The organism is Pseudomonas asiatica (assembly GCF_009932335.1).
GTDB lineage: Bacteria > Pseudomonadota > Gammaproteobacteria > Pseudomonadales > Pseudomonadaceae > Aquipseudomonas > Aquipseudomonas asiatica.
The window spans coordinates 117,949-137,702 of record NZ_BLJF01000003.1 but is presented as its reverse complement, the minus strand read 5'-3'; the positions used below and the strand labels follow the sequence as shown (position 1 = coordinate 137,702).

Annotated in this window: 17 protein-coding genes; 5 read left to right on the top strand and 12 right to left on the bottom strand. The window is 58.2% G+C overall.

The window, feature by feature from the left end; all coding sequences use genetic code 11:
• Positions 1 to 70: 70 nt before the first annotated feature.
• The 12 genes from atpB to GYA95_RS23165 all read right to left on the bottom strand — a co-directional run bounded on the left by atpB (position 71) and on the right by GYA95_RS23165 (position 10,676).
• Positions 71 to 940, bottom strand: coding sequence for a F0F1 ATP synthase subunit A (gene atpB, locus GYA95_RS23220; RefSeq protein ID WP_003260030.1), 870 nt, complete (start codon positions 938 to 940; stop codon positions 71 to 73).
• A gap of 16 nt (positions 941 to 956) precedes the next feature.
• Positions 957 to 1,364, bottom strand: coding sequence for a F0F1 ATP synthase subunit I (locus tag GYA95_RS23215; RefSeq protein ID WP_008092225.1), 408 nt, complete (start codon positions 1,362 to 1,364; stop codon positions 957 to 959).
• A 149-nt stretch (positions 1,365 to 1,513) separates the two neighbouring features.
• Entirely contained in the window at positions 1,514 to 2,386 is an 873-nt protein-coding gene (locus tag GYA95_RS23210; RefSeq protein ID WP_003260029.1) for a ParB/RepB/Spo0J family partition protein, read from the bottom strand.
• 9 nt (positions 2,387 to 2,395) lie between these two features.
• On the bottom strand, positions 2,396 to 3,187 hold the full coding sequence (locus GYA95_RS23205) for a ParA family protein (RefSeq protein ID WP_012274913.1): 792 nt from the start codon (positions 3,185 to 3,187) through the stop codon (positions 2,396 to 2,398).
• Between the two features lie 18 nt (positions 3,188 to 3,205).
• Positions 3,206 to 3,856, bottom strand: a complete 651-nt coding sequence (rsmG, locus tag GYA95_RS23200; RefSeq protein WP_015268402.1) for a 16S rRNA (guanine(527)-N(7))-methyltransferase RsmG — start codon at positions 3,854 to 3,856, stop codon at positions 3,206 to 3,208.
• Positions 3,853 to 5,745, bottom strand: a complete 1,893-nt coding sequence (gene mnmG / locus GYA95_RS23195; protein ID WP_015268403.1) for a tRNA uridine-5-carboxymethylaminomethyl(34) synthesis enzyme MnmG — start codon at positions 5,743 to 5,745, stop codon at positions 3,853 to 3,855. Before mnmG ends, rsmG begins: the two co-directional genes overlap by 4 nt.
• Positions 5,746 to 6,315: 570 nt before the next feature.
• Entirely contained in the window at positions 6,316 to 7,686 is a 1,371-nt protein-coding gene (gene mnmE, locus GYA95_RS23190; RefSeq protein WP_015268404.1) for a tRNA uridine-5-carboxymethylaminomethyl(34) synthesis GTPase MnmE, read from the bottom strand.
• A gap of 87 nt (positions 7,687 to 7,773) precedes the next feature.
• Positions 7,774 to 9,456 (bottom strand): membrane protein insertase YidC, encoded by a 1,683-nt coding sequence (gene yidC, locus GYA95_RS23185; protein ID WP_015268405.1) that lies wholly within the window; start codon positions 9,454 to 9,456, stop codon positions 7,774 to 7,776.
• 2 nt (positions 9,457 to 9,458) lie between these two features.
• Positions 9,459 to 9,704 (bottom strand): membrane protein insertion efficiency factor YidD, encoded by a 246-nt coding sequence (yidD, locus tag GYA95_RS23180; protein WP_015268406.1) that lies wholly within the window; start codon positions 9,702 to 9,704, stop codon positions 9,459 to 9,461.
• Positions 9,697 to 10,101: a ribonuclease P protein component gene (rnpA, locus tag GYA95_RS23175; RefSeq protein ID WP_003260020.1), complete on the bottom strand. Its 405-nt coding sequence runs from the start codon at positions 10,099 to 10,101 to the stop codon at positions 9,697 to 9,699. Before rnpA ends, yidD begins: the two co-directional genes overlap by 8 nt.
• 13 nt (positions 10,102 to 10,114) lie before the next feature.
• Positions 10,115 to 10,249 (bottom strand): 50S ribosomal protein L34, encoded by a 135-nt coding sequence (rpmH, locus tag GYA95_RS23170; RefSeq protein ID WP_003253163.1) that lies wholly within the window; start codon positions 10,247 to 10,249, stop codon positions 10,115 to 10,117.
• 85 nt (positions 10,250 to 10,334) lie between these two features.
• Positions 10,335 to 10,676, bottom strand: a complete 342-nt coding sequence (locus tag GYA95_RS23165; protein ID WP_161551504.1) for a hypothetical protein — start codon at positions 10,674 to 10,676, stop codon at positions 10,335 to 10,337.
• 168 nt (positions 10,677 to 10,844) lie between these two features.
• Between GYA95_RS23165 and dnaA the strand changes: the two genes are divergently transcribed.
• The 5 genes from dnaA to GYA95_RS23140 all read left to right on the top strand — a co-directional run bounded on the left by dnaA (position 10,845) and on the right by GYA95_RS23140 (position 19,663).
• On the top strand, positions 10,845 to 12,371 hold the full coding sequence (gene dnaA / locus GYA95_RS23160) for a chromosomal replication initiator protein DnaA (RefSeq protein WP_015268407.1): 1,527 nt from the start codon (positions 10,845 to 10,847) through the stop codon (positions 12,369 to 12,371).
• Positions 12,372 to 12,411: 40 nt separating this feature from the next.
• On the top strand, positions 12,412 to 13,515 hold the full coding sequence (dnaN, locus tag GYA95_RS23155) for a DNA polymerase III subunit beta (RefSeq protein ID WP_015268408.1): 1,104 nt from the start codon (positions 12,412 to 12,414) through the stop codon (positions 13,513 to 13,515).
• Between the two features lie 15 nt (positions 13,516 to 13,530).
• Positions 13,531 to 14,634, top strand: coding sequence for a DNA replication/repair protein RecF (gene recF / locus GYA95_RS23150; RefSeq protein ID WP_003260018.1), 1,104 nt, complete (start codon positions 13,531 to 13,533; stop codon positions 14,632 to 14,634).
• A gap of 4 nt (positions 14,635 to 14,638) precedes the next feature.
• Positions 14,639 to 17,059, top strand: a complete 2,421-nt coding sequence (gene gyrB / locus GYA95_RS23145) for a DNA topoisomerase (ATP-hydrolyzing) subunit B (RefSeq protein ID WP_085721404.1) — start codon at positions 14,639 to 14,641, stop codon at positions 17,057 to 17,059.
• A gap of 231 nt (positions 17,060 to 17,290) precedes the next feature.
• On the top strand, positions 17,291 to 19,663 hold the full coding sequence (locus GYA95_RS23140) for a TOTE conflict system archaeo-eukaryotic primase domain-containing protein (protein ID WP_043935155.1): 2,373 nt from the start codon (positions 17,291 to 17,293) through the stop codon (positions 19,661 to 19,663).
• Positions 19,664 to 19,754: the final 91 nt, after the last annotated feature.

Sequence of the window (19,754 nt, the reverse complement as noted above, 5' to 3'; positions counted from 1 at the left end):
ATGCCCTTGCGGACTTTTTAAGCCCTCCCCCCGAACAGGCGGGGAAGGCTATCAGACACGCCAGGCGGTCTTAATGGTTATCTTCGTGAGCCATCGACAGGTAGACGATGGTCAGCATCATGAAGATGAAAGCTTGCAGGGTGATGATCAGGATGTGGAACACAGCCCACGCCCATTGCAGCACCACACCCAGGCCGCTGAGCCACAGCAGGCCGGAGCCGAACATTACAGCGATCAGGATGAACACCAGTTCGCCGGCGTACATGTTGCCGAACAGACGCAGTGCCAGCGAGATCGGCTTGGCGATCAGGGTGACGAATTCCAGCAGGAAGTTGACCGGAATCAGCAGGATCTGAACGAAGATGTTCTTGCTGCCGAACGGGTGCAGGGTCAACTCACCGATGAAGCCGCCCAGGCCCTTGACCTTGATGCTGTAGAAGATGATCAGGGCGAACACGCAGAAGGCCATGGCCAGGGTCGCGTTCGGGTCGGTGGTCGACACGGCGCGGAACGGAATGTGCGGGTCACCGGAGATCAGGATGGCCAGCTGAGGAATCCAGTCGACCGGTACCAGGTCGACGGCGTTCATCAGGAATACCCAGACGAAAATGGTCAGCGCCAGCGGAGCGATTACTGGGCTACGGCCGTGGAAGGAGTCCTTCACGCTGCCGTTGACGAAGTCCACCATCACTTCTACGAAGTTCTGCAGGCCGCCAGGTTGGCCGGAAGTCGCCTTCTTGGCCGCCATGCGGAAGATGAACAGGAAGATCAGACCCAGCGCGACGGACCAACCCAGGGTGTCCAGGTGGAACGCCCAGAAGCCCATTGCCTTGGCTTCTGCAGCCGAATGGGCGAAGCCCCAGCTGCCGTCTGGTAGTTGACCGTAGGTCAGGTTCTGCAAGTGGTGCTGGATATAGCCCGAAGCGGTTTCTGCTGCCATGGTTGCCTCAAACGCCCTAAGGTCTCGAAAGTCTTTTATTCATCAGCAGGGGCGCGAACCAGCTGACCAAAAGGGTCAACACGAAGACGCCGAATACTGCTAGCGGCGCCAGTGGCTTCACTCCTGCGAAGGTCAGTGCAAAAAGCACTGCCGTCAAAATCATCTTGCCTGCCTCGCCAGCGTAGAACGACTTGACGATGGCTTGTGCCGCCCGGGCCCCACTGAAGCGAAAAGCCTTCCAGGCGAAATACACATTGGGTAGCCAGGCAATCAAACCTCCGCAAAGGCCTGAATATCCACTGACCGCCCCTTTCCACTGCCACAACACCAACGTTGCCAGCAGCAGTACGACGAATTGAGCCAGCAGTACCGGGAAAACCGCCCAGCGATGGAAAGGCAGGCGGTTTGGCGTGCGGATTTCCATCACAACTGCTCCTCGGAAGTCGACCAGCAAGTCAGTTATGACTTGGCATAATTTGTGCCGACAAAATGCGCGCAGAGTATAGGGGTGGATTAACCCCTATTCAACTATTCGGTAGTGATTTCCGACTGCGCGCTACAACGGGAATTGTTTCAGCGGATGTGAGCAAGCACGCCTTGCAACTCGTCAAGCGAGTTGTAGCGAATAACCAATTGGCCTTTGCCCTTGTTGCCATGGCGTATCTGCACGGCCGAGCCCAGGCGCTCTGCGAGCCGCTGTTCAAGGCGTGCGATATCCGGATCAGGTTTGCTCGGTTCGACCGGATCAGGTTTGTCACTGAGCCACTGGCGAACCAGTGCCTCGGTTTGGCGCACGGTGAGGCCACGTGCGACAACATGACGCGCCCCCTCCTCCTGCCGGTGTTCTTCCAGGCCGAGCAATGCTCGGGCGTGGCCCATCTCCAGGTCGCCATGGGCAAGCATGGTCTTGATCGCGTCAGGCAGGGTGATCAGGCGCAGCAGGTTGGCCACGGTTACCCGCGACTTGCCTACGGCATCGGCCACCTGTTGCTGGGTGAGTTCGAACTCCTGCTGCAGGCGCTGCAGGGCCAGCGCCTCTTCCAGCGGGTTGAGGTCTTCACGCTGGATGTTCTCGATCAGCGCCATGGCGATGGCGGCTTCGTCGGGCACTTCGCGGACCATCGCCGGGATCTTGTCCAGGCCAGCCTGCTGGGTGGCGCGCCAGCGGCGCTCACCGGCGATGATCTCGTAGCGGTTGCCATCGATCGGGCGCACCACGATCGGTTGCATCACGCCATGGTTGCGAATCGAGTGCGCGAGCTCTTCCAGCGCCTCCGGGTCCATGTCCCGACGCGGCTGGTATTTGCCACGCTGGATCAGCTCGACCGGCAGGTGTTGCAGTTCTTTCTGGTCGATCTTCACAGCCTGCTCTTCGAGCGCGCTGACGGAAGGACCACTGAGCAGTGCATCCAACCCACGTCCGAGACCCCGTTTCTTGACGGCCATACGGATTCCTTAAGTTGTTTGTGCAGTGCGTGATTGACGGCGTTGACGGCGTACCAGTTCCCCAGCCAGGGCCAGATAAGCCAGCGCGCCTCGCGATTGCTTGTCGTAGGCCAGGGCCGGCATGCCGAAGCTCGGGGCCTCGGCCAGGCGAATGTTGCGCGGAATGACCGTGTCGTACAGCTGCGGGCCAAAGTGCTCCTTCAGCTGCGCCGAGACATCGTTGTTCAGGCTCAGGCGCGGATCGTACATGGTCCGCAGCAGGCCCTCGATCTTCAGCTCCGGGTTCAACCGGGCGGCGATGCGCTTGATGTTATCCACAAGGTCGCTGAGACCTTCCAGTGCGTAATACTCGCACTGCATCGGGATGATCACGCCATCTGAAGCGACCAGTGCGTTGAGCGTCAGCATCGACAGCGACGGAGGGCAATCGATGAGGATGTAGTCGTAGTTCTCGCGGATAGGCGCCAAGGCGTTGCGCAGGCGGCTCTCCTTGACCTGCATTTCCAGCAGCACCACTTCGGCGGCTGTCAGGTCACGGTTGGCCGGCAGCAACTGGAAACCACCGTGCTCGGAGTAATGCATGGCCTGGGCCAGGTCGCATTCCCCGATCAACAGGTCGTAGACCGAGTGCTCGAGCTCGTGCTTGTCCACACCGCTGCCCATGGTGGCGTTGCCCTGCGGATCGAGGTCGATCAGCAGCACACGACGCTTGGTCGCGGCCAGCGAGGCAGCGAGATTGATACAGGTGGTGGTCTTGCCCACACCACCTTTCTGGTTCGCGATTGCGAATACCTTAGCCATTGTTGCGTGTGTTCCCAGTCATGCCTTGCGGCGCAGTATCAGCAGATGGCGCTGGCCCTGGCAACCTGGAACGGTCAGGGCCTGCTCGCTTTCCACTGTGAAGTCTGCGGGCAATGCTACCAGTTCATCGGCAGGATGCAGCCCCTTCATTGCAAGCCATTGCGTCCCGGTGTCGCCCAGGTGGCGGGTCCAGTTGGTGAAGTTCTCCATGCTGCTGAAGGCGCGAGAGATGATTCCGCTGAAAGGTTGTGCCGGCTGGAAGGCTTCGACCCGGCTGTGGATAACCGTGAGGTTGTCCAACTTGAGCTCCATTTTCACCTGGGTCAGGAAGCGGGTCTTCTTGCCATTGGCGTCCAGCACCGTCACGCGCTTGTGTGGATGCAGGATAGCCAACGGGATACCGGGCATGCCACCGCCACTGCCGACATCCAGCCAATTATCACGCTCGCTGTGGATAAACGGCATGACACTGAGGCTGTCGAGCAGGTGACGCGACACCATCTCGTTGGGGTCGCGCACGGCGGTGAGGTTGTAGGCTTTGTTCCATTTGATCAGCAGGGCCAGGTAGCCGAGCAGCATCTCGTGATGCTCGGCGCTCAGCTCGACACCGAGCTGACGCGCACCTGTGGACAACTCTTCAGCGTGTTGCGGGGTGACCAGGGAACTCAAGCGCTTTGCTCCAATTCGCGGCCAGCGCCGCGTTTTTTCAAGTGAATCAGCAACAGGGAAATCGCCGCCGGGGTCACGCCCGGGATACGCGAAGCCTGACCCAGGGTTTCCGGACGGGTCTGGCCCAGCTTGCCCTGGATTTCCTTGGACAGGCCGGAAATCGTCGAGTAATCGATATCCACAGGCAGGCGGGTGTCTTCGCTGGCGCGCAGACGTGCGATTTCATCCTGCTGGCGGTCGATGTAGCCGGCGTACTTGGTGCGAATTTCGACCTGCTCGGCGACCTGTGGATCGATCGCTTCGCCGCCGGTTGCCTCGATCAGGCCGGCGTAGTCGATTTCCGGGCGCGCCAGCAGGTTGAGCAGGCTGTACTCGTGGCTGAGCGGGGTACCGAACTTATCCACAATCGCCTGGCCTTGCTCGGTGTTCGGGCGTACCCAGGTCGACTTCAGGCGCTGCTCCTCGCGTTCGATGCCGTCGCGCTTGGCGCAGAAGGCGGCCCAACGCTGGTCGTCGATCAGGCCGAGTTCACGGCCCTTTTCGGTCAGCCGCAGGTCGGCGTTGTCTTCGCGTAGGATCAGGCGGTACTCGGCACGCGAAGTGAACATGCGGTACGGCTCCTGGGTACCCAGGGTAATCAGGTCGTCGACCAGTACGCCGATGTATGCCTCGTCGCGGCGCGGGCACCAGCTGTCTCGGCCCTGCGCCCGCAGGGCCGCGTTGGTCCCGGCCAGCAAACCTTGGGCGCCGGCTTCTTCGTAACCGGTGGTGCCGTTGATCTGGCCGGCGAAGAACAGGCCGCCGATGACTTTGGTCTCGAGGCTGTACTTGAGGTCACGCGGGTCGAAGTAGTCGTATTCGATGGCATAGCCCGGGCGCACGATGTGGGCGTTCTCCATGCCACGGATCGACCGCACCAGCTCCAGCTGCACGTCGAACGGCAGCGAAGTGGAAATACCGTTGGGGTACAGCTCATGGGTGGTCAGGCCTTCCGGCTCAATGAACACCTGGTGGCTTTCCTTGTCGGCGAAGCGGTGGATCTTGTCTTCGATCGACGGGCAGTAGCGCGGGCCAACACCTTCGATGACACCCGAGTACATCGGCGAACGGTCGAGGTTCGAGGCGATGATCTCGTGGGTGCGCGCATTGGTGTGGGTAATCCAGCAGCTCACCTGACGCGGGTGCATCTGGGCATTGCCCATGAACGACATCACCGGAATCGGCGTATCGCCTGGCTGCTCGGTCATTACCGAGAAGTCCACCGAGCGGCCGTCGATGCGTGGCGGGGTACCGGTTTTCAGGCGGCCGACCCGCAGCGGCAGTTCACGCATGCGGTGGGCCAGGGCAATCGAAGGTGGATCGCCGGCGCGACCACCGGAATGGTTTTGCAAACCAATGTGGATAAGCCCGCCGAGGAAGGTACCGGTGGTCAGTACCACCGATTCGGCGAAGAAACGCAGGCCCATCTGGGTCACCACGCCTTTGACCTGGTCCTGCTCGACGATCAGGTCGTCGCAGGACTGCTGGAATATCCACAGGTTCGGCTGGTTTTCCAGGATTTCACGCACCACTGCCTTGTAGATGGCGCGGTCGGCCTGTGCACGGGTGGCGCGTACAGCCGGGCCCTTGCGGTTGTTCAGAACGCGGAACTGGATGCCGCTCTTGTCGGTGGCCAGCGCCATGGCGCCGCCGAGGGCATCGATCTCTTTGACCAGATGGCTTTTGCCAATACCGCCAATGGCGGGGTTGCAGCTCATGTGACCGAGGGTTTCCACGTTATGGGTCAACAACAGGGTTTTCACACCCATGCGTGCAGACGCAAGCGCAGCCTCGGTACCGGCATGGCCGCCGCCGATGACGATCACTTCAAAACGGGAAGGGAAATCCACCACGCACCTCGTGCCTGTTTTTGCGAATAGAGAAGGTAAGCGGACAAGTATAGGGACTTCACCCCCTTTAAAGAAACCGTCTGAGCAAATTTTGACCAGTCTGTGGATGAGTGGCAGCCAACAGAAATCAAAGAGGAAAAATTTAAAAAAGCTTTGTTTTTATGTTTATTCTTATGCACAAGCCTTTCTGTGGATAAGCTTATGCAGGCCTTTATCCATGCTGTGTAGAGAAAAATTAAACCCTGTGGCTGGAGTACCATGAGGGCTATGGATAACACGATTTAGCCTGTGGATTAAATGGCTGTTTACCCACAAGCGGGTTTGTCCTCAGAAAAAAAGCCTGCTTATCAACGGAGCTGAAGGCGAGTTTTCCACAGGGCTCCTGAGAGCAGATTGGGGTAGGTGAATAAAAAAAATGTGAACCTGCACCGGCCTCTTCGCGGGTGAACCCGCTCCCACAGGGTTCTGCACAGCCTTCAGGTGCGGCGCGATTTCCGTAGAAGCTGCGAAATTTGAGGCAAAAAAAAGCCGCTCCCGAAGGAGCGGCTCTTGGTTTTGCCTGGCTGTGAATTACTTGCCGATGCAGAAACTGGAGAAAATCCGCCCCAGCAGGTCATCAGAGCTGAATGCCCCGGTAATCTCCCCCAGGGCCTGCTGCGCCTGCCGCAGGTCTTCCGCCAACAGCTCACCCGCGCCAGCCAGGGTCAGTTGTGCACGGCCATGTTCCAGGTGCTCACTGGCCTGGCGCAGGGCATCCAGATGGCGCCGGCGAGCGCTGAAGCCACTCTCGGCCGTCTGTTCATAACCCATGCAGGCCTTCAGGTGGTCACGCAGCAACTGCAGCCCTGCATCGTCCCCTTTGGCACTGAGGGTGATCGTTACATGGCCGTCATCGCACTGTTCCAGCGCTACCCGCTCACCACTAAGATCAGCCTTGTTCCGAATCAGCGTCACCTTGGCCGGGTCTGGCCGCTGGTCGAGAAATTCTGGCCACAGGGCGAACGGGTCGCTGGCCTCGGGCGCGGTGGAGTCCACCACCAACAACACCCGATCTGCCTCGCCAATGGCCTTCAGGGCACGTTCCACGCCAATCTTTTCCACATGGTCATCGGTGTCGCGCAAACCGGCAGTATCGACCACGTGTAGCGGCATGCCGTCGATGTGGATATGTTCGCGCAGGATGTCCCGCGTGGTGCCGGCAATATCAGTCACGATGGCCGCTTCCCGCCCGGCCAGCTGGTTCAGCAGGCTCGACTTGCCAGCATTCGGCCTACCGGCGATGACCACAGTCATGCCGTCACGCAGCAAAGCCCCCTGCCCGGCTTCACGCTGTACTTTGGACAACTCGCCCCGCACGGTATCGAGCATCGCCAGCACATGGCCGTCGGCGAGGAAGTCGATTTCCTCTTCAGGGAAGTCGATCGCCGCCTCGACGTAGATGCGCAGCGCAATCAACGCATCGGTCAGGAAGTGCACGCGCTTGGAGAACTCCCCCTGTAGCGAACGCAGGGCATTGCGCGCAGCTTGGCTGGAACTGGCTTCGATCAGGTCGGCAATGGCTTCGGCCTGGGCCAGGTCGAGCTTGTCGTTGAGGAATGCACGCTCGCTGAACTCACCCGGGCGAGCCAGCCGGCAACCAACCTGTACACAGCGCTGCAGCAGCATATCCAGCACCACCGGGCCACCGTGGCCCTGCAGTTCCAGCACGTCCTCGCCGGTGAACGAATTCGGCCCGGGGAAGAACAGCGCGATCCCTTCGTCCAGCACCAGGCCTTCCTCGTCGCGGAACGGGCCGTAATGGGCGTGGCGCGGGGTAAGCGTACGGCCGGTGATCAACTGGCCGGCCTTGGCAGCCAGAGGGCCGGACAACCTGACAATACCCACACCGCCGCGGCCCTGGGCGGTGGCGATGGCGGCGATGGTTTCACGCACAGTGTTCATGCTGGAAAGCCTCTACGACAAAAACGACAGATAGCAAAAACGCCCCACTAGGGGGCGTTTTTATTCACAGGCTAGCGCAGTAGCCTGTCAAGCAGCAGCTTTTTTGGTGGCTGCTTCGATGCTGCGGGTGATGTACCACTGCTGTGCGATCGACAGGCAGTTGTTCACAACCCAGTACAGCACCAGACCAGCCGGGAACCACAGGAAGAAGAAGGTGAAGATGATCGGCATCATTTTCATCACCTTGGCCTGCATCGGATCCGGCGGCGTCGGGTTCAGGCGCTGCTGGATGAACATGGTGGCGCCCATGATGATCGGCAGGATGAAGAACGGATCCTTGATCGACAGGTCGGTAATCCACAGCATCCATGGAGCCTGGCGCATTTCCACGCTTTCCAGCAGTACCCAGTACAGGGCCAGGAACACTGGCATCTGCACCAGGATCGGCAAGCAGCCGCCCAGCGGGTTGATCTTCTCTTTCTTGTACAGCTCCATCATCGCCTGGGACATCTTCTGGCGATCGTCACCGAAGCGTTCCTTCAGTGCAGCGAGCTTCGGCGCAACGGCACGCATGCGCGCCATCGAACGGTAGCTGGCAGCCGACAGCGGGAAGAACAGGCCTTTGATCAGCATGGTCAGCACGATGATCGACCAGCCCCAGTTACCCAGCAGGCTGTGGATATGTTGCAGCAGCCAGAAGATCGGCTGGGCGATGAACCACAGGAAGCCATAGTCGACGGTCAGTTCCAGGCCTGGGGACAACTCTTTCAGCTTGGACTGGATTTTCGGGCCGGCGTACAGCATGGCGCTGGTTTCGACCTTGCCGCCAGCAGGCACGCTGATGGCCGGGCCGGTGTAGCCGATGATGTAGTTGCCCTGGCTGTCCTTGCGGGTCTGGACAACGTTGTTGTCCGACTTGGCCGGAATCCAGGCGGTCACGAAGTAGTGCTGCAGCCAGGCAACCCAGCCGCCGGACACATTTTCTTTCAAACTACCTTTGTCGATGTCCTTCATCGAGACCTTTTTGTAAGGCTCGGAAGCAGTCCACAGGGCAGCGCCCAGGTAGGTGGCGGTGCCGGTGGCAGTACTCGACGACGGATCGGAGCTGGCGTCACGCTTGAGCTGGGCAAACATGTTGCCGCTCCAGGCCTGACCGCTCTGGTTGTCGATCAGATAGCTGACGGTCAGGTCGTACTCGCCGCGCTTGAAGCTGAAGCGCTTGATGTAGTTGACGCCGTTGTCACTGAACTTCAGGTCGACCACCAGTTGTTCCTGGCCATCGGCCAGCTGGTAACCCTTCTTGTCGGTAGCGTACAGAGGGCGACCGGCAGGGCGGGCATCCGGACCGTTTACGCCGGTCAGGCCGCTTTGTGCCAGGTAGACACGTTCGCCACCGTTGTCGAACAGCTGGAACGGAATTTCCGGGTGGTCCTGGCGACGTGGGTACTGCGGCAGGTTCAGCTGGACGATGTCACCACCGACCGGATCGATAGCCAGCTCCAGGACATCGGTCTTGACCCGGATCAGGTCCTTGCTGACCGCAACCGGTGCCAGTTCGGCTGCGCTGGTTTCGGCGTTGGCGCTTGGCACATCGGCGCTGGCGCCGGCGTTACCGGCCGGTACGCCATCCGGCAAACCCGGGGCAACGGTGCTGGCAGCAGTATTCTGAGTCGGCAGGGCAGCCTGGCCGTAGTCCTGGTTCCACTTGAGGACCATGACGTAGGACACGATTGCCAGGGCGACGATCAGGATCGTGCGTTTAATATCCATGATTACTCGGCTATCGAAGAAGTTCGGGAGGAAGGAGCGGGAGGAACGGGATCGAAACCGCCGTCGTTCCACGGATGACAACGCCCCAGGCGACGAACGGCTAGCCACCCACCACGCCAGAGGCCGTGGTTTTCGATGGCTTCATAAGCGTAACAGGAGCAACTGGGGAAGAAACGACAGTGATTGGCCATCAGAGGACTAATGGCGTAACGGTAAAACTGGATCGGAACGAGCGCCAGTTTACGCATCTTGGCTGTCTACCCCTACGGAATTGGCGGTTACTGCTGGACTGGGCCGGCTGCGCGCCAGGCGTTTCCAGAGTTTGCCAAAGTGTTGGTGCAATTCCGGGTTTTCTATCTCACCCAATCCCTTGCGCGCGACGATCACAATGTCCAACCCGGCAAGCAATTGCTGGTTCAGGCGAAAGGAATCGCGCATCAAGCGCTTGAGGCGGTTGCGTTGAACGGCGAGCTTGACGCTCTTCTTGCCGATCACCAGGCCAAGGCGTGGGTGATCGAGGCCGTTCTCGCGAGCAAGGATCAGCAGGTTTTTCCCTGGAACCTTGCCGGTTGGGGAGTCGAAGACCGCTTTGAAATGTCGGGGTGTAAGCAGTCGCTTTTCCCGACTGAAGTCCTGACTCACCACCTGTGCCGAAAAATCAAATGGCCAGACGCTTACGGCCTTTGGCACGACGACGCGACAGAACAGCGCGGCCGTTCTTGGTAGCCATACGGGCACGGAAGCCGTGGGTGCGCGCGCGCTTGATGGTGCTTGGTTGGAAAGTACGTTTCATGGCGTGTTACCTGGTTTGTCGACGACGGGCCGGGATGGCCCCCTTTTTAAGAGACCGGCGATTCTAGAGAAAGCAAGCCCGTAGGTCAATTTCCAACCAGTCTTTCCATATAGAGCACGTGATGGACGGTGCGTGCTTGTTCATCCCCCAAGGGTGCTTGATCGGACACACGAATTGGGGACAACATGAAAAAAAAGAAGAGACATATAAAAAGCTTTTCTGAAGAATCTATAAATCTTAAGTGGATAACCTTCTGTGTATAACCTGCTTGAGGCCAGAAAATCCGGGCTGTATAGAGTTTTACAACTGTGTTCTCAACCGGTGCTGCGCTTGTTTTCTTCGTGGTCAAAAGCTGTGGATTAAATCGCCGCTTATCCACAGCGGAGTTATCAACAGACCTGGCCTCAGGGTTGTGCATAGCGCTCATGGCTGCTTATCCACAGGGCTTATTCACAGTGTGAGGAAGCCGTTTTGGTCGATAAATGGCTGTTTTGTCATGGTTCCTAACGTGTCCACATGTGGATAACTGGACGCTCGACCGGTACAATGGCGGTTTGTTTTTGCCTCATCCGGCTTTCAAACTCAGGGGATATCCGTGTCAGTGGAACTTTGGCAGCAGTGCGTGGAGCTTCTGCGCGATGAACTGCCTGCCCAGCAATTCAACACCTGGATCCGTCCGCTACAGGTCGAAGCCGAAGGCGACGAGTTGCGCGTCTATGCGCCTAACCGTTTCGTTCTCGATTGGGTCAATGAAAAGTACCTGGGTCGTTTGCTCGAGCTGTTGGGCGAAAACGGCAGCGGCATTGCGCCTGCCCTTTCCTTGTTGATCGGCAGCCGTCGCAGCTCCGCGCCACGTGCCGCACCCAACGCGCCAGTAAGTGCTGCGGTGGCCGCCTCGCTGGCCCAGAGCCAGACACAGAAGGCAGTGCCGGCAGCGGTCGAACCCGTCGCCGTCGCGGCGGCCGAGCCAGTGCTGGTCGATGAACTGGCCGAGCCATCCTCGCGTGACAGCTTCGATGCCATGGCCGAACCGGCTTCTGCGTCGTCTGGCAGTGCCCGGACCGAACAGCGTACCGTGCAGGTTGAAGGTGCGCTCAAACACACCAGTTACCTGAACCGCACCTTCACCTTCGACACCTTCGTCGAAGGTAAGTCGAACCAGCTGGCGCGCGCGGCTGCCTGGCAGGTGGCAGACAACCCCAAGCATGGTTACAACCCGCTCTTCCTTTATGGTGGTGTGGGCCTGGGTAAAACCCACCTCATGCATGCTGTGGGTAACCACCTGCTGAAGAAGAACCCGAACGCCAAGGTCGTGTACCTGCATTCGGAGCGCTTCGTCGCGGACATGGTCAAGGCGCTGCAGCTCAACGCCATCAACGAATTCAAGCGTTTCTACCGCTCGGTGGATGCGTTGCTGATCGACGATATCCAGTTCTTTGCCCGTAAAGAGCGCTCGCAGGAAGAGTTTTTCCACACCTTCAACGCCCTGCTCGAGGGTGGCCAGCAGGTAATCCTTACCTCTGACCGCTACCCCAAGGAGATCGAAGGCCTGGAAGAGCGTCTGAAGTCGCGCTTTGGTTGGGGCCTGACGGTGGCCGTCGAGCCACCAGAGCTGGAAACCCGCGTGGCGATCCTGATGAAGAAGGCCGACCAGGCCAAGGTCGAACTGCCGCATGACGCGGCCTTCTTCATTGCTCAGCGCATCCGTTCCAACGTCCGTGAACTGGAAGGCGCATTGAAGCGGGTGATCGCTCACTCGCACTTCATGGGCCGCGACATCACCATCGAACTGATTCGTGAGTCGCTCAAGGACCTGCTGGCGCTCCAGGACAAGCTGGTCAGTGTGGATAACATTCAGCGTACCGTCGCCGAGTACTACAAGATCAAGATCTCCGATCTGTTGTCCAAGCGTCGTTCGCGTTCCGTGGCGCGTCCACGCCAGGTGGCCATGGCCCTGTCCAAGGAACTGACCAACCACAGTCTGCCGGAAATCGGCGACATGTTCGGTGGTCGCGACCATACGACCGTGCTGCACGCCTGCCGCAAGATCAACGAACTGAAGGAATCCGACGCGGACATCCGCGAGGACTACAAGAACCTGCTGCGGACGCTGACGACCTGATGGCCGTCTGCGCAGCTAATTGAAGGCAAGGGACTAGACCATGCATTTCACCATTCAACGCGAAGCCCTGTTGAAACCCCTGCAACTGGTCGCCGGTGTCGTCGAGCGCCGCCAGACCTTGCCGGTCCTGTCCAACGTATTGCTGGTCGTGCAAGGCCAGCAACTGTCGTTGACTGGTACCGACCTGGAAGTCGAACTGGTAGGCCGCGTGCAACTGGAAGAGCCGGCCGAGCCTGGCGAAATCACTGTCCCGGCACGCAAGCTGATGGACATTTGCAAAAGCCTGCCGAACGACGTCCTGATCGATATCAAGGTCGACGAGCAGAAACTGTTGGTCAAGGCCGGCCGCAGCCGCTTTACCCTGTCGACCCTGCCAGCCAATGACTTCCCGACCGTGGAAGAAGGCCCGGGCTCGCTGACCTGCAACCTGGAACAGAGCAAGCTGCGCCGCCTGATCGAGCGCACCAGTTTCGCCATGGCCCAGCAGGATGTGCGCTACTACCTCAACGGTATGCTGCTGGAGGTTTCCCGCAACACCCTGCGAGCTGTGTCCACTGACGGTCATCGCCTGGCGCTGTGCTCCATGAGCGCACCGATCGAGCAGGATGATCGCCACCAGGTCATCGTGCCACGCAAAGGTATCCTCGAACTGGCACGCCTGCTGACCGACCCGGAAGGCATGGTCAGCATCGTCCTGGGCCAGCACCACATTCGCGCCACCACCGGTGAATTCACCTTCACTTCCAAGCTGGTGGACGGCAAGTTCCCGGACTACGAGCGCGTACTGCCCAAGGGCGGTGACAAGCTGGTGGTCGGCGACCGTCAGGCGCTGCGTGAAGCCTTCAGCCGTACTGCGATTCTTTCCAACGAAAAGTACCGCGGTATCCGCCTGCAACTGGCTGCTGGCCAACTGAAGATCCAGGCCAACAACCCCGAGCAGGAAGAAGCTGAAGAAGAAATCAGCGTGGACTACGAAGGTAGCTCGCTGGAAATCGGCTTCAACGTCAGCTACCTGCTGGACGTGCTGGGCGTAATGACTACCGAGCAAGTTCGTCTGATCCTGTCCGATTCCAACAGCAGCGCCCTGCTGCAGGAAGCTGGCAATGACGATTCTTCCTACGTTGTCATGCCAATGCGTCTGTAACCCGTAGCAGGCGAAATGTCTCTTCGACGTATCATGGTCACCGCGGTGCGCAACTTGCACCCGGTGACACTCTCACCGTCCCCCCGCATCAACATCCTTTACGGCGCCAACGGCAGCGGCAAAACCAGCGTGCTTGAGGCCGTGCACCTGCTCGGGCTGGCGCGCTCGTTCCGCAGCACCCGCCTGAATCCGGTTATCCAGTACGAGCAGCCTGCCTGTACCGTGTTCGGCGAAGTGCAGTTGGCCGAGGGTGGCAGCAGCAACTTGGGTGTATCCCGGGAGCGGCAAGGGGAGTTCACTATTCGCATCGATGGGCAGAATGCGCGGAGTGCAGCGCAGCTCGCTGAATTGCTACCGCTTCAGCTCATCAATCCGGACAGTTTCCGCTTGTTGGAAGGCGCTCCGAAAATACGTCGCCAGTTCCTGGATTGGGGGGTGTTCCACGTGGAACCTCGTTTTCTGCCAGCCTGGCAACGGCTGCAGAAGGCACTCCGGCAGCGGAACTCATGGTTGCGGCATGGTACACTTGACCCAGCTTCGCAAGCCGCCTGGGACCGGGAATTGTGCCTGGCCAGTGCGGAAATAGATGAATACCGTCGCAACTACATCAAGGCCTTGAAGCCCGTCTTCGAGCGAACCCTGAGCGAACTGGTCGAGCTGGACGGGTTGACCCTTAGCTACTACCGAGGCTGGGACAAGGACCGGGAACTGCAAGAAGTACTCGCTTCCTCTCTCCTTCGCGATCAGCAGATGGGCCACACCCAGGCCGGTCCGCAGCGTGCTGATCTGCGTCTTCGTCTGGCTGCCAACAATGCAGCCGACATCCTGTCGCGTGGTCAGCAAAAGCTGGTGGTGTGCGCATTGCGCATTGCCCAAGGCCACCTCGTTAGTCAGGCTCGCCGCGGTCACTGTATTTATCTCGTGGATGACTTGCCGTCCGAACTGGACGACCAGCATCGCCGCGCGCTGTGTCGCTTGCTTGAAGAATTACGCTGCCAGGTGTTCATCACCTGTGTAGATCACGAATTACTGAGGGAAGGCTGGCAGACGGAAACGCCAGTTGCTTTGTTCCACGTGGAACAAGGCCGTATCACCCAGACCCACGACCATCGGGAGTGAATGCATGAGCGAAAATCAAACGTACGACTCCTCCAGCATCAAGGTGCTGAAAGGTTTGGATGCCGTGCGCAAGCGCCCCGGCATGTACATTGGCGACACCGATGATGGTAGCGGCCTGCACCACATGGTCTTCGAGGTGGTCGACAACTCGATCGACGAAGCCCTCGCCGGTCACTGCGATGACATCACCGTCATCATCCACCCGGACGAATCCATCAGTGTGCGCGACAACGGTCGCGGCATTCCGGTCGACGTGCATAAAGAAGAAGGCGTTTCCGCAGCCGAGGTCATCATGACCGTGCTGCACGCTGGCGGTAAGTTCGACGACAACTCCTACAAGGTATCCGGCGGTCTGCACGGCGTAGGTGTTTCTGTAGTGAACGCCCTGTCTGAGAAACTGGTACTGACCGTTCGCCGTAGCGGCAAGATCTGGGAACAGACCTACGTTCACGGTGTTCCACAGGCACCGATGGCGGTTGTCGGTGACAGCGAAACCACCGGTACCCACATCCACTTCAAGCCTTCGGCTGAAACCTTCAAGAACATTCACTTCAGCTGGGACATCCTGGCCAAGCGTATCCGCGAGCTGTCGTTCCTCAACTCGGGCGTTGGCATCCTGCTGAAGGATGAACGTAGCGGTAAGGAAGAGTTCTTCAAGTACGAAGGTGGCCTGCGTGCGTTCGTTGAATATCTGAACACCAACAAGACCCCGGTCAACTCCCAGGTGTTCCACTTCAACGTCCAGCGTGACGATGGCGTGGGTGTTGAAGTCGCCCTGCAGTGGAACGACAGCTTCAACGAAAACCTGTTGTGCTTCACCAACAACATTCCGCAGCGTGATGGCGGTACTCACCTGGTGGGCTTCCGTTCCTCGCTGACCCGTAGCCTGAACAGCTATATCGAACAGGAAGGCCTGGCCAAGAAGAACAAGGTGGCAACCACTGGCGACGACGCCCGTGAAGGCCTGACCGCGATCATCTCGGTGAAGGTGCCGGACCCTAAGTTCAGCTCGCAGACCAAGGACAAGCTGGTCTCTTCGGAGGTGAAAACCGCCGTGGAACAGGAGATGAACAAGTACTTCGCCGACTTCCTGTTGGAAAACCCGAGCGAGGCCAAGGCCGTCGTTGGCAAGATGATCGATGCTGCCCGTGCCCGTGAAGCGGCACGTAAAGCCCGTGAAATGACTCGCCGTAAAGGCGCGCTGGATATTGCCGGCCTGCCAGGCAAACTGGCGGACTGCCAGGAAAAGGACCCTGCCCTTTCCGAACTGTACCTGGTGGAGGGTGACTCCGCGGGTGGCTCGGCCAAGCAAGGCCGCAACCGTCGTACCCAGGCTATCCTGCCGTTGAAGGGTAAAATCCTCAACGTCGAGAAAGCGCGTTTCGACAAGATGATCTCGTCCCAGGAAGTGGGCACGCTGATCACTGCACTGGGCTGCGGTATCGGCCGCGAAGAGTACAACATCGACAAGCTGCGTTATCACAACATCATCATCATGACCGATGCTGACGTTGACGGTTCGCACATCCGTACCCTGCTGCTGACCTTCTTCTTCCGTCAGCTGCCGGAGCTGGTCGAGCGCGGCTACATCTACATTGCCCAGCCACCGCTGTACAAGGTGAAGAAAGGCAAGCAGGAGCAATACATCAAGGATGACGAGGCCATGGAAGAGTACATGACCCAGTCGGCCCTGGAAGATGCCAGCCTGCACCTGGACGAGTCGGCACCAGCGGTTTCCGGTGTGCAGTTGGAAGCACTGGTGAATGAATTCCGTAGTGTCATGAAGACACTCAAGCGTCTGTCTCGCTTGTACCCGGAAGAGCTGACCGAGCACTTCATCTACCTGCCGGAGGTCAGCCTGGAACAGCTGGGTGACCACGCTGTGATGCAAGCCTGGCTGGCACAGTTCCAGGAACGTCTGAATAACAGCCAGAAGTCCGGCCTGGTTTACAAAGCCAGCCTGCGCGAAGACAAAGAGCGCAACGTATGGTTGCCAGAAGTGGAAGTTACCTCCCACGGCCTGGCCAGCTACGTCACCTTCAACCGGGACTTCTTCGGCAGTAATGACTACCGTACCGTAGTCAACATTGGTGCCAAGCTGTCCAGCTTGTTGGGCGAAGGTGCTTATGTGCAGCGCGGTGAGCGCCGCAAGGCAATTGTCGAGTTCAAGGAAGGCCTGGATTGGCTGATGAACGAAACCACCAAGCGCCACACCATCCAGCGATACAAAGGGCTGGGCGAGATGAACCCTGAGCAGCTGTGGGAAACCACCATGGACCCAACCGTCCGCCGTATGCTCAAGGTCACCATCGAGGATGCGATCGCTGCCGACCAGATCTTCAACACCCTGATGGGTGATGCGGTCGAGCCGCGTCGTGACTTCATCGAAAGCAACGCGCTGTCGGTATCGAACCTGGACTTCTGATTCGGTGTAGGTTTACAGAAAAGCTGCACGCTTTCACAGATAGATGACCGGCCGGGCCCAGATTCTGGTCCCCACCGGTCAACATCAAGCTCGCACGCGCGGGCTTTTTTTGCCTCTATTTTCTTCAGCCTCACCTGAAGGCCCCGAAGGCATTTGATGGCCGCCGTCGTAGGCTGATAGCCTACCCGTAACTAGGTTAGCAACCTGTTCAGCGACAGAGGCTTCTAAGCAGTGAGCGATTCCACGCTGGTTGCAAAATTGCGGGCAGAGAATGAGCGACTTGTAGCCTTGCTTGAGGCGCATGGCATTGAGTGGCAGCTTCCAGCTGAGTCTGTATGTATGCCGGTACTGGGTAATCAGCCGCTCACCAACCTTGATACTGATAGCAAACTCGCTCTTTTCCGTAGCTTGTTCAAAGGACGTATCGACACCTACCCGTTGCGCTGGGAAAGTAGAGGCGGCAAGTCTGGGTATGCACCTGCCTGTGCCAATGAATGGCGGCCCGGAATCTGTGAAAAGCCACTTATCAAATGCGGTGATTGTGGCAAGCGTCAACTCCTACCAGTGAACGACGAGGTCATTTATCGTCACCTCTCAGGGACTATTGTGGTTGGGGTCTATCCGCTGCTTTCGGATGATACGTGTCACTTCCTAGCTGTCGATTTCGATGAAGCTGACTGGCGAGAGGATGCGCTGGCGTTTGTGCATGCTGGCCGTTCTCTCGATGTTCCTGTAATTCTGGAAATCTCGCGTTCTGGCAATGGGGCACACGCGTGGATTTTCTTCCAAGACAAAGTGCCTGCCAGTGACGCCCGCCGTTTGGGAGCCGCGATCATAAGTCATGCTTGCGAGCGCACCCGACAGCTGTCACTCAGTTCGTACGACAGGCTCTTCCCGAATCAGGACTTTATGCCCAAGGGTGGGTTCGGCAACCTGATTGCTCTGCCGCTGCAGAAGCGAGCCAGGGCAAACAATCACAGTGTTTTTGTCGACGACTCACTGGAACCGTATCCCGATCAATGGGGGTTCCTGGCTTCTGTTCGGCGGATGAGTCCAGAAAGCATCCAGCCGGTTATCAATCAAGCCATGGGCAATCGAGATCCTTTGGGTGTTGCTTTTTTTGACGAGCAGAGTGAAGCCGAACCCTGGAAACATCGTGAGCCAACTTCCCGGTCGCTGACATGCCCTTTACCAGATACCCTCAACGTTACGCTGGCTAACCTGATTTATTTTGAGAAGTCACAGCTACCCCAGCCATTGGCTAACCAGCTCATTCGGCTTGCGGCTTTTCAAAACCCTGATTTTTACAAGGCGCAGGCAATGCGGCTATCGGTTTGGAATAAACCCAGAGTCATTGGCTGCGCTCAAAATTTCCCTCTGCATATTGGGATTCCTCGCGGCTGTTGGGATGCGGTAGAGGATCTCTTAAAAGACCACAAGATCACTCCGCAACTTCAGGATGAACGCTTTGCTGGCGCTGCCCTCGAGGTCAAATTCTTGGGTGCATTACGTCCAGATCAGGACGCGGCAATCCTTGCACTGATTCCGCATGACACAGGAGTACTTTGCGCCCCAACGGCGTTTGGTAAAACAGTAACCGCCGCTGCTCTAATTGCCAGGCGTAGAGTTAACACTCTGGTACTTGTGCATCGCACGGAACTGCTTCGGCAGTGGCAAGCCCGATTACAGACCTTCTTGGGCGTAGGAAAGGAGGTAGTCGGTACGATTGGCGGTGGAAAGCCTAAGACAACCGGGCTGATTGATATCGCTGTGATGCAGTCACTTTCGCGGAAAGGTGAAATCAGTGACCTGATCAAAAATTACGGTCAGATTATTGTGGATGAGTGTCATCACCTCTCTGCGGTCTCCTTTGAAGCATTACTACGAAGCGCCCCCGCGCGCTATGTGCTTGGTCTGACTGCTACACCCATCCGCCGAGACGGACAGCAGCCAATTATTTTCATGCAGTGCGGTCCCATTCGGCATACTGCGGCACGACCAGAAAATGCCCCCCACGATTTGTCAGTCACTCCTCGGATGCTTAGTGGTCCGGTTCCTGTATCTGATGGTGCGGGAATACAAGAGGTCTTCAAAAGACTTGCCGACGACCCGGGGCGTACTGCGCAGATCGTTTCAGAGATCCGCTCAGCCTATGAGCAAGGTAGAAAAGTACTAGTGTTGACGCAACGCACGGAGCATGTGGATGCCTTAGAGCAGGCACTGAAGGCGTATATTGAAAACCTCTTTACCCTTCATGGAAGAATGCCCAAGAAGCAGCGATTATCCCGTCTTGGAGAGCTTGAATCCTTGTCTGAAGACACGCCTCGAGTCCTCCTTGCTACGGGAAAACTGATTGGTGAGGGCTTTGATCATCCTGCATTGGATACACTCGTGCTGGCTATGCCCATTTCCTGGCGGGGAATCCTCCAGCAATACACTGGTCGATTGCATCGAACGCACACCGCCAAGACTGATGTACAAGTCATCGATTTTGTTGATGAGGGCAACGTCGCATTAATGCGAATGTGGGAGAAGCGAAAAATAGGCTACAAGATGATGGGGTATCGGCTGACGGACAGTCTGGCCACTATGAAACTTCTCTAGTGCCGCCTAATCTACGCCAATTGCCGTACTTGGTGATTGTTGATAGCGGCGTAGCCCCTCAAGTGGAAGCCATCCATCGTTTGTATGGGCG

Excerpts from the sequence above, each read along its gene's own strand:
- atpB (WP_003260030.1), bottom strand. The coding sequence starts at position 940 with ATGGCAGCAGAAACCGCTTCGGGCTATATCCAGCACCACTTGCAGAAC.
- GYA95_RS23215 (WP_008092225.1), bottom strand. The coding sequence starts at position 1,364 with ATGGAAATCCGCACGCCAAACCGCCTGCCTTTCCATCGCTGGGCGGTT.
- GYA95_RS23210 (WP_003260029.1), bottom strand. The coding sequence starts at position 2,386 with ATGGCCGTCAAGAAACGGGGTCTCGGACGTGGGTTGGATGCACTGCTC.
- GYA95_RS23205 (WP_012274913.1), bottom strand. The coding sequence starts at position 3,187 with ATGGCTAAGGTATTCGCAATCGCGAACCAGAAAGGTGGTGTGGGCAAG.
- mnmE (WP_015268404.1), bottom strand. The coding sequence starts at position 7,686 with ATGAACACTGTGCGTGAAACCATCGCCGCCATCGCCACCGCCCAGGGC.
- yidC (WP_015268405.1), bottom strand. The coding sequence starts at position 9,456 with ATGGATATTAAACGCACGATCCTGATCGTCGCCCTGGCAATCGTGTCC.
- yidD (WP_015268406.1), bottom strand. The coding sequence starts at position 9,704 with ATGCGTAAACTGGCGCTCGTTCCGATCCAGTTTTACCGTTACGCCATT.
- rpmH (WP_003253163.1), bottom strand. The coding sequence starts at position 10,249 with ATGAAACGTACTTTCCAACCAAGCACCATCAAGCGCGCGCGCACCCAC.
- GYA95_RS23165 (WP_161551504.1), bottom strand. The coding sequence starts at position 10,676 with ATGAGCGCTATGCACAACCCTGAGGCCAGGTCTGTTGATAACTCCGCT.
- dnaN (WP_015268408.1), top strand. The coding sequence starts at position 12,412 with ATGCATTTCACCATTCAACGCGAAGCCCTGTTGAAACCCCTGCAACTG.
- recF (WP_003260018.1), top strand. The coding sequence starts at position 13,531 with ATGTCTCTTCGACGTATCATGGTCACCGCGGTGCGCAACTTGCACCCG.
- gyrB (WP_085721404.1), top strand. The coding sequence starts at position 14,639 with ATGAGCGAAAATCAAACGTACGACTCCTCCAGCATCAAGGTGCTGAAA.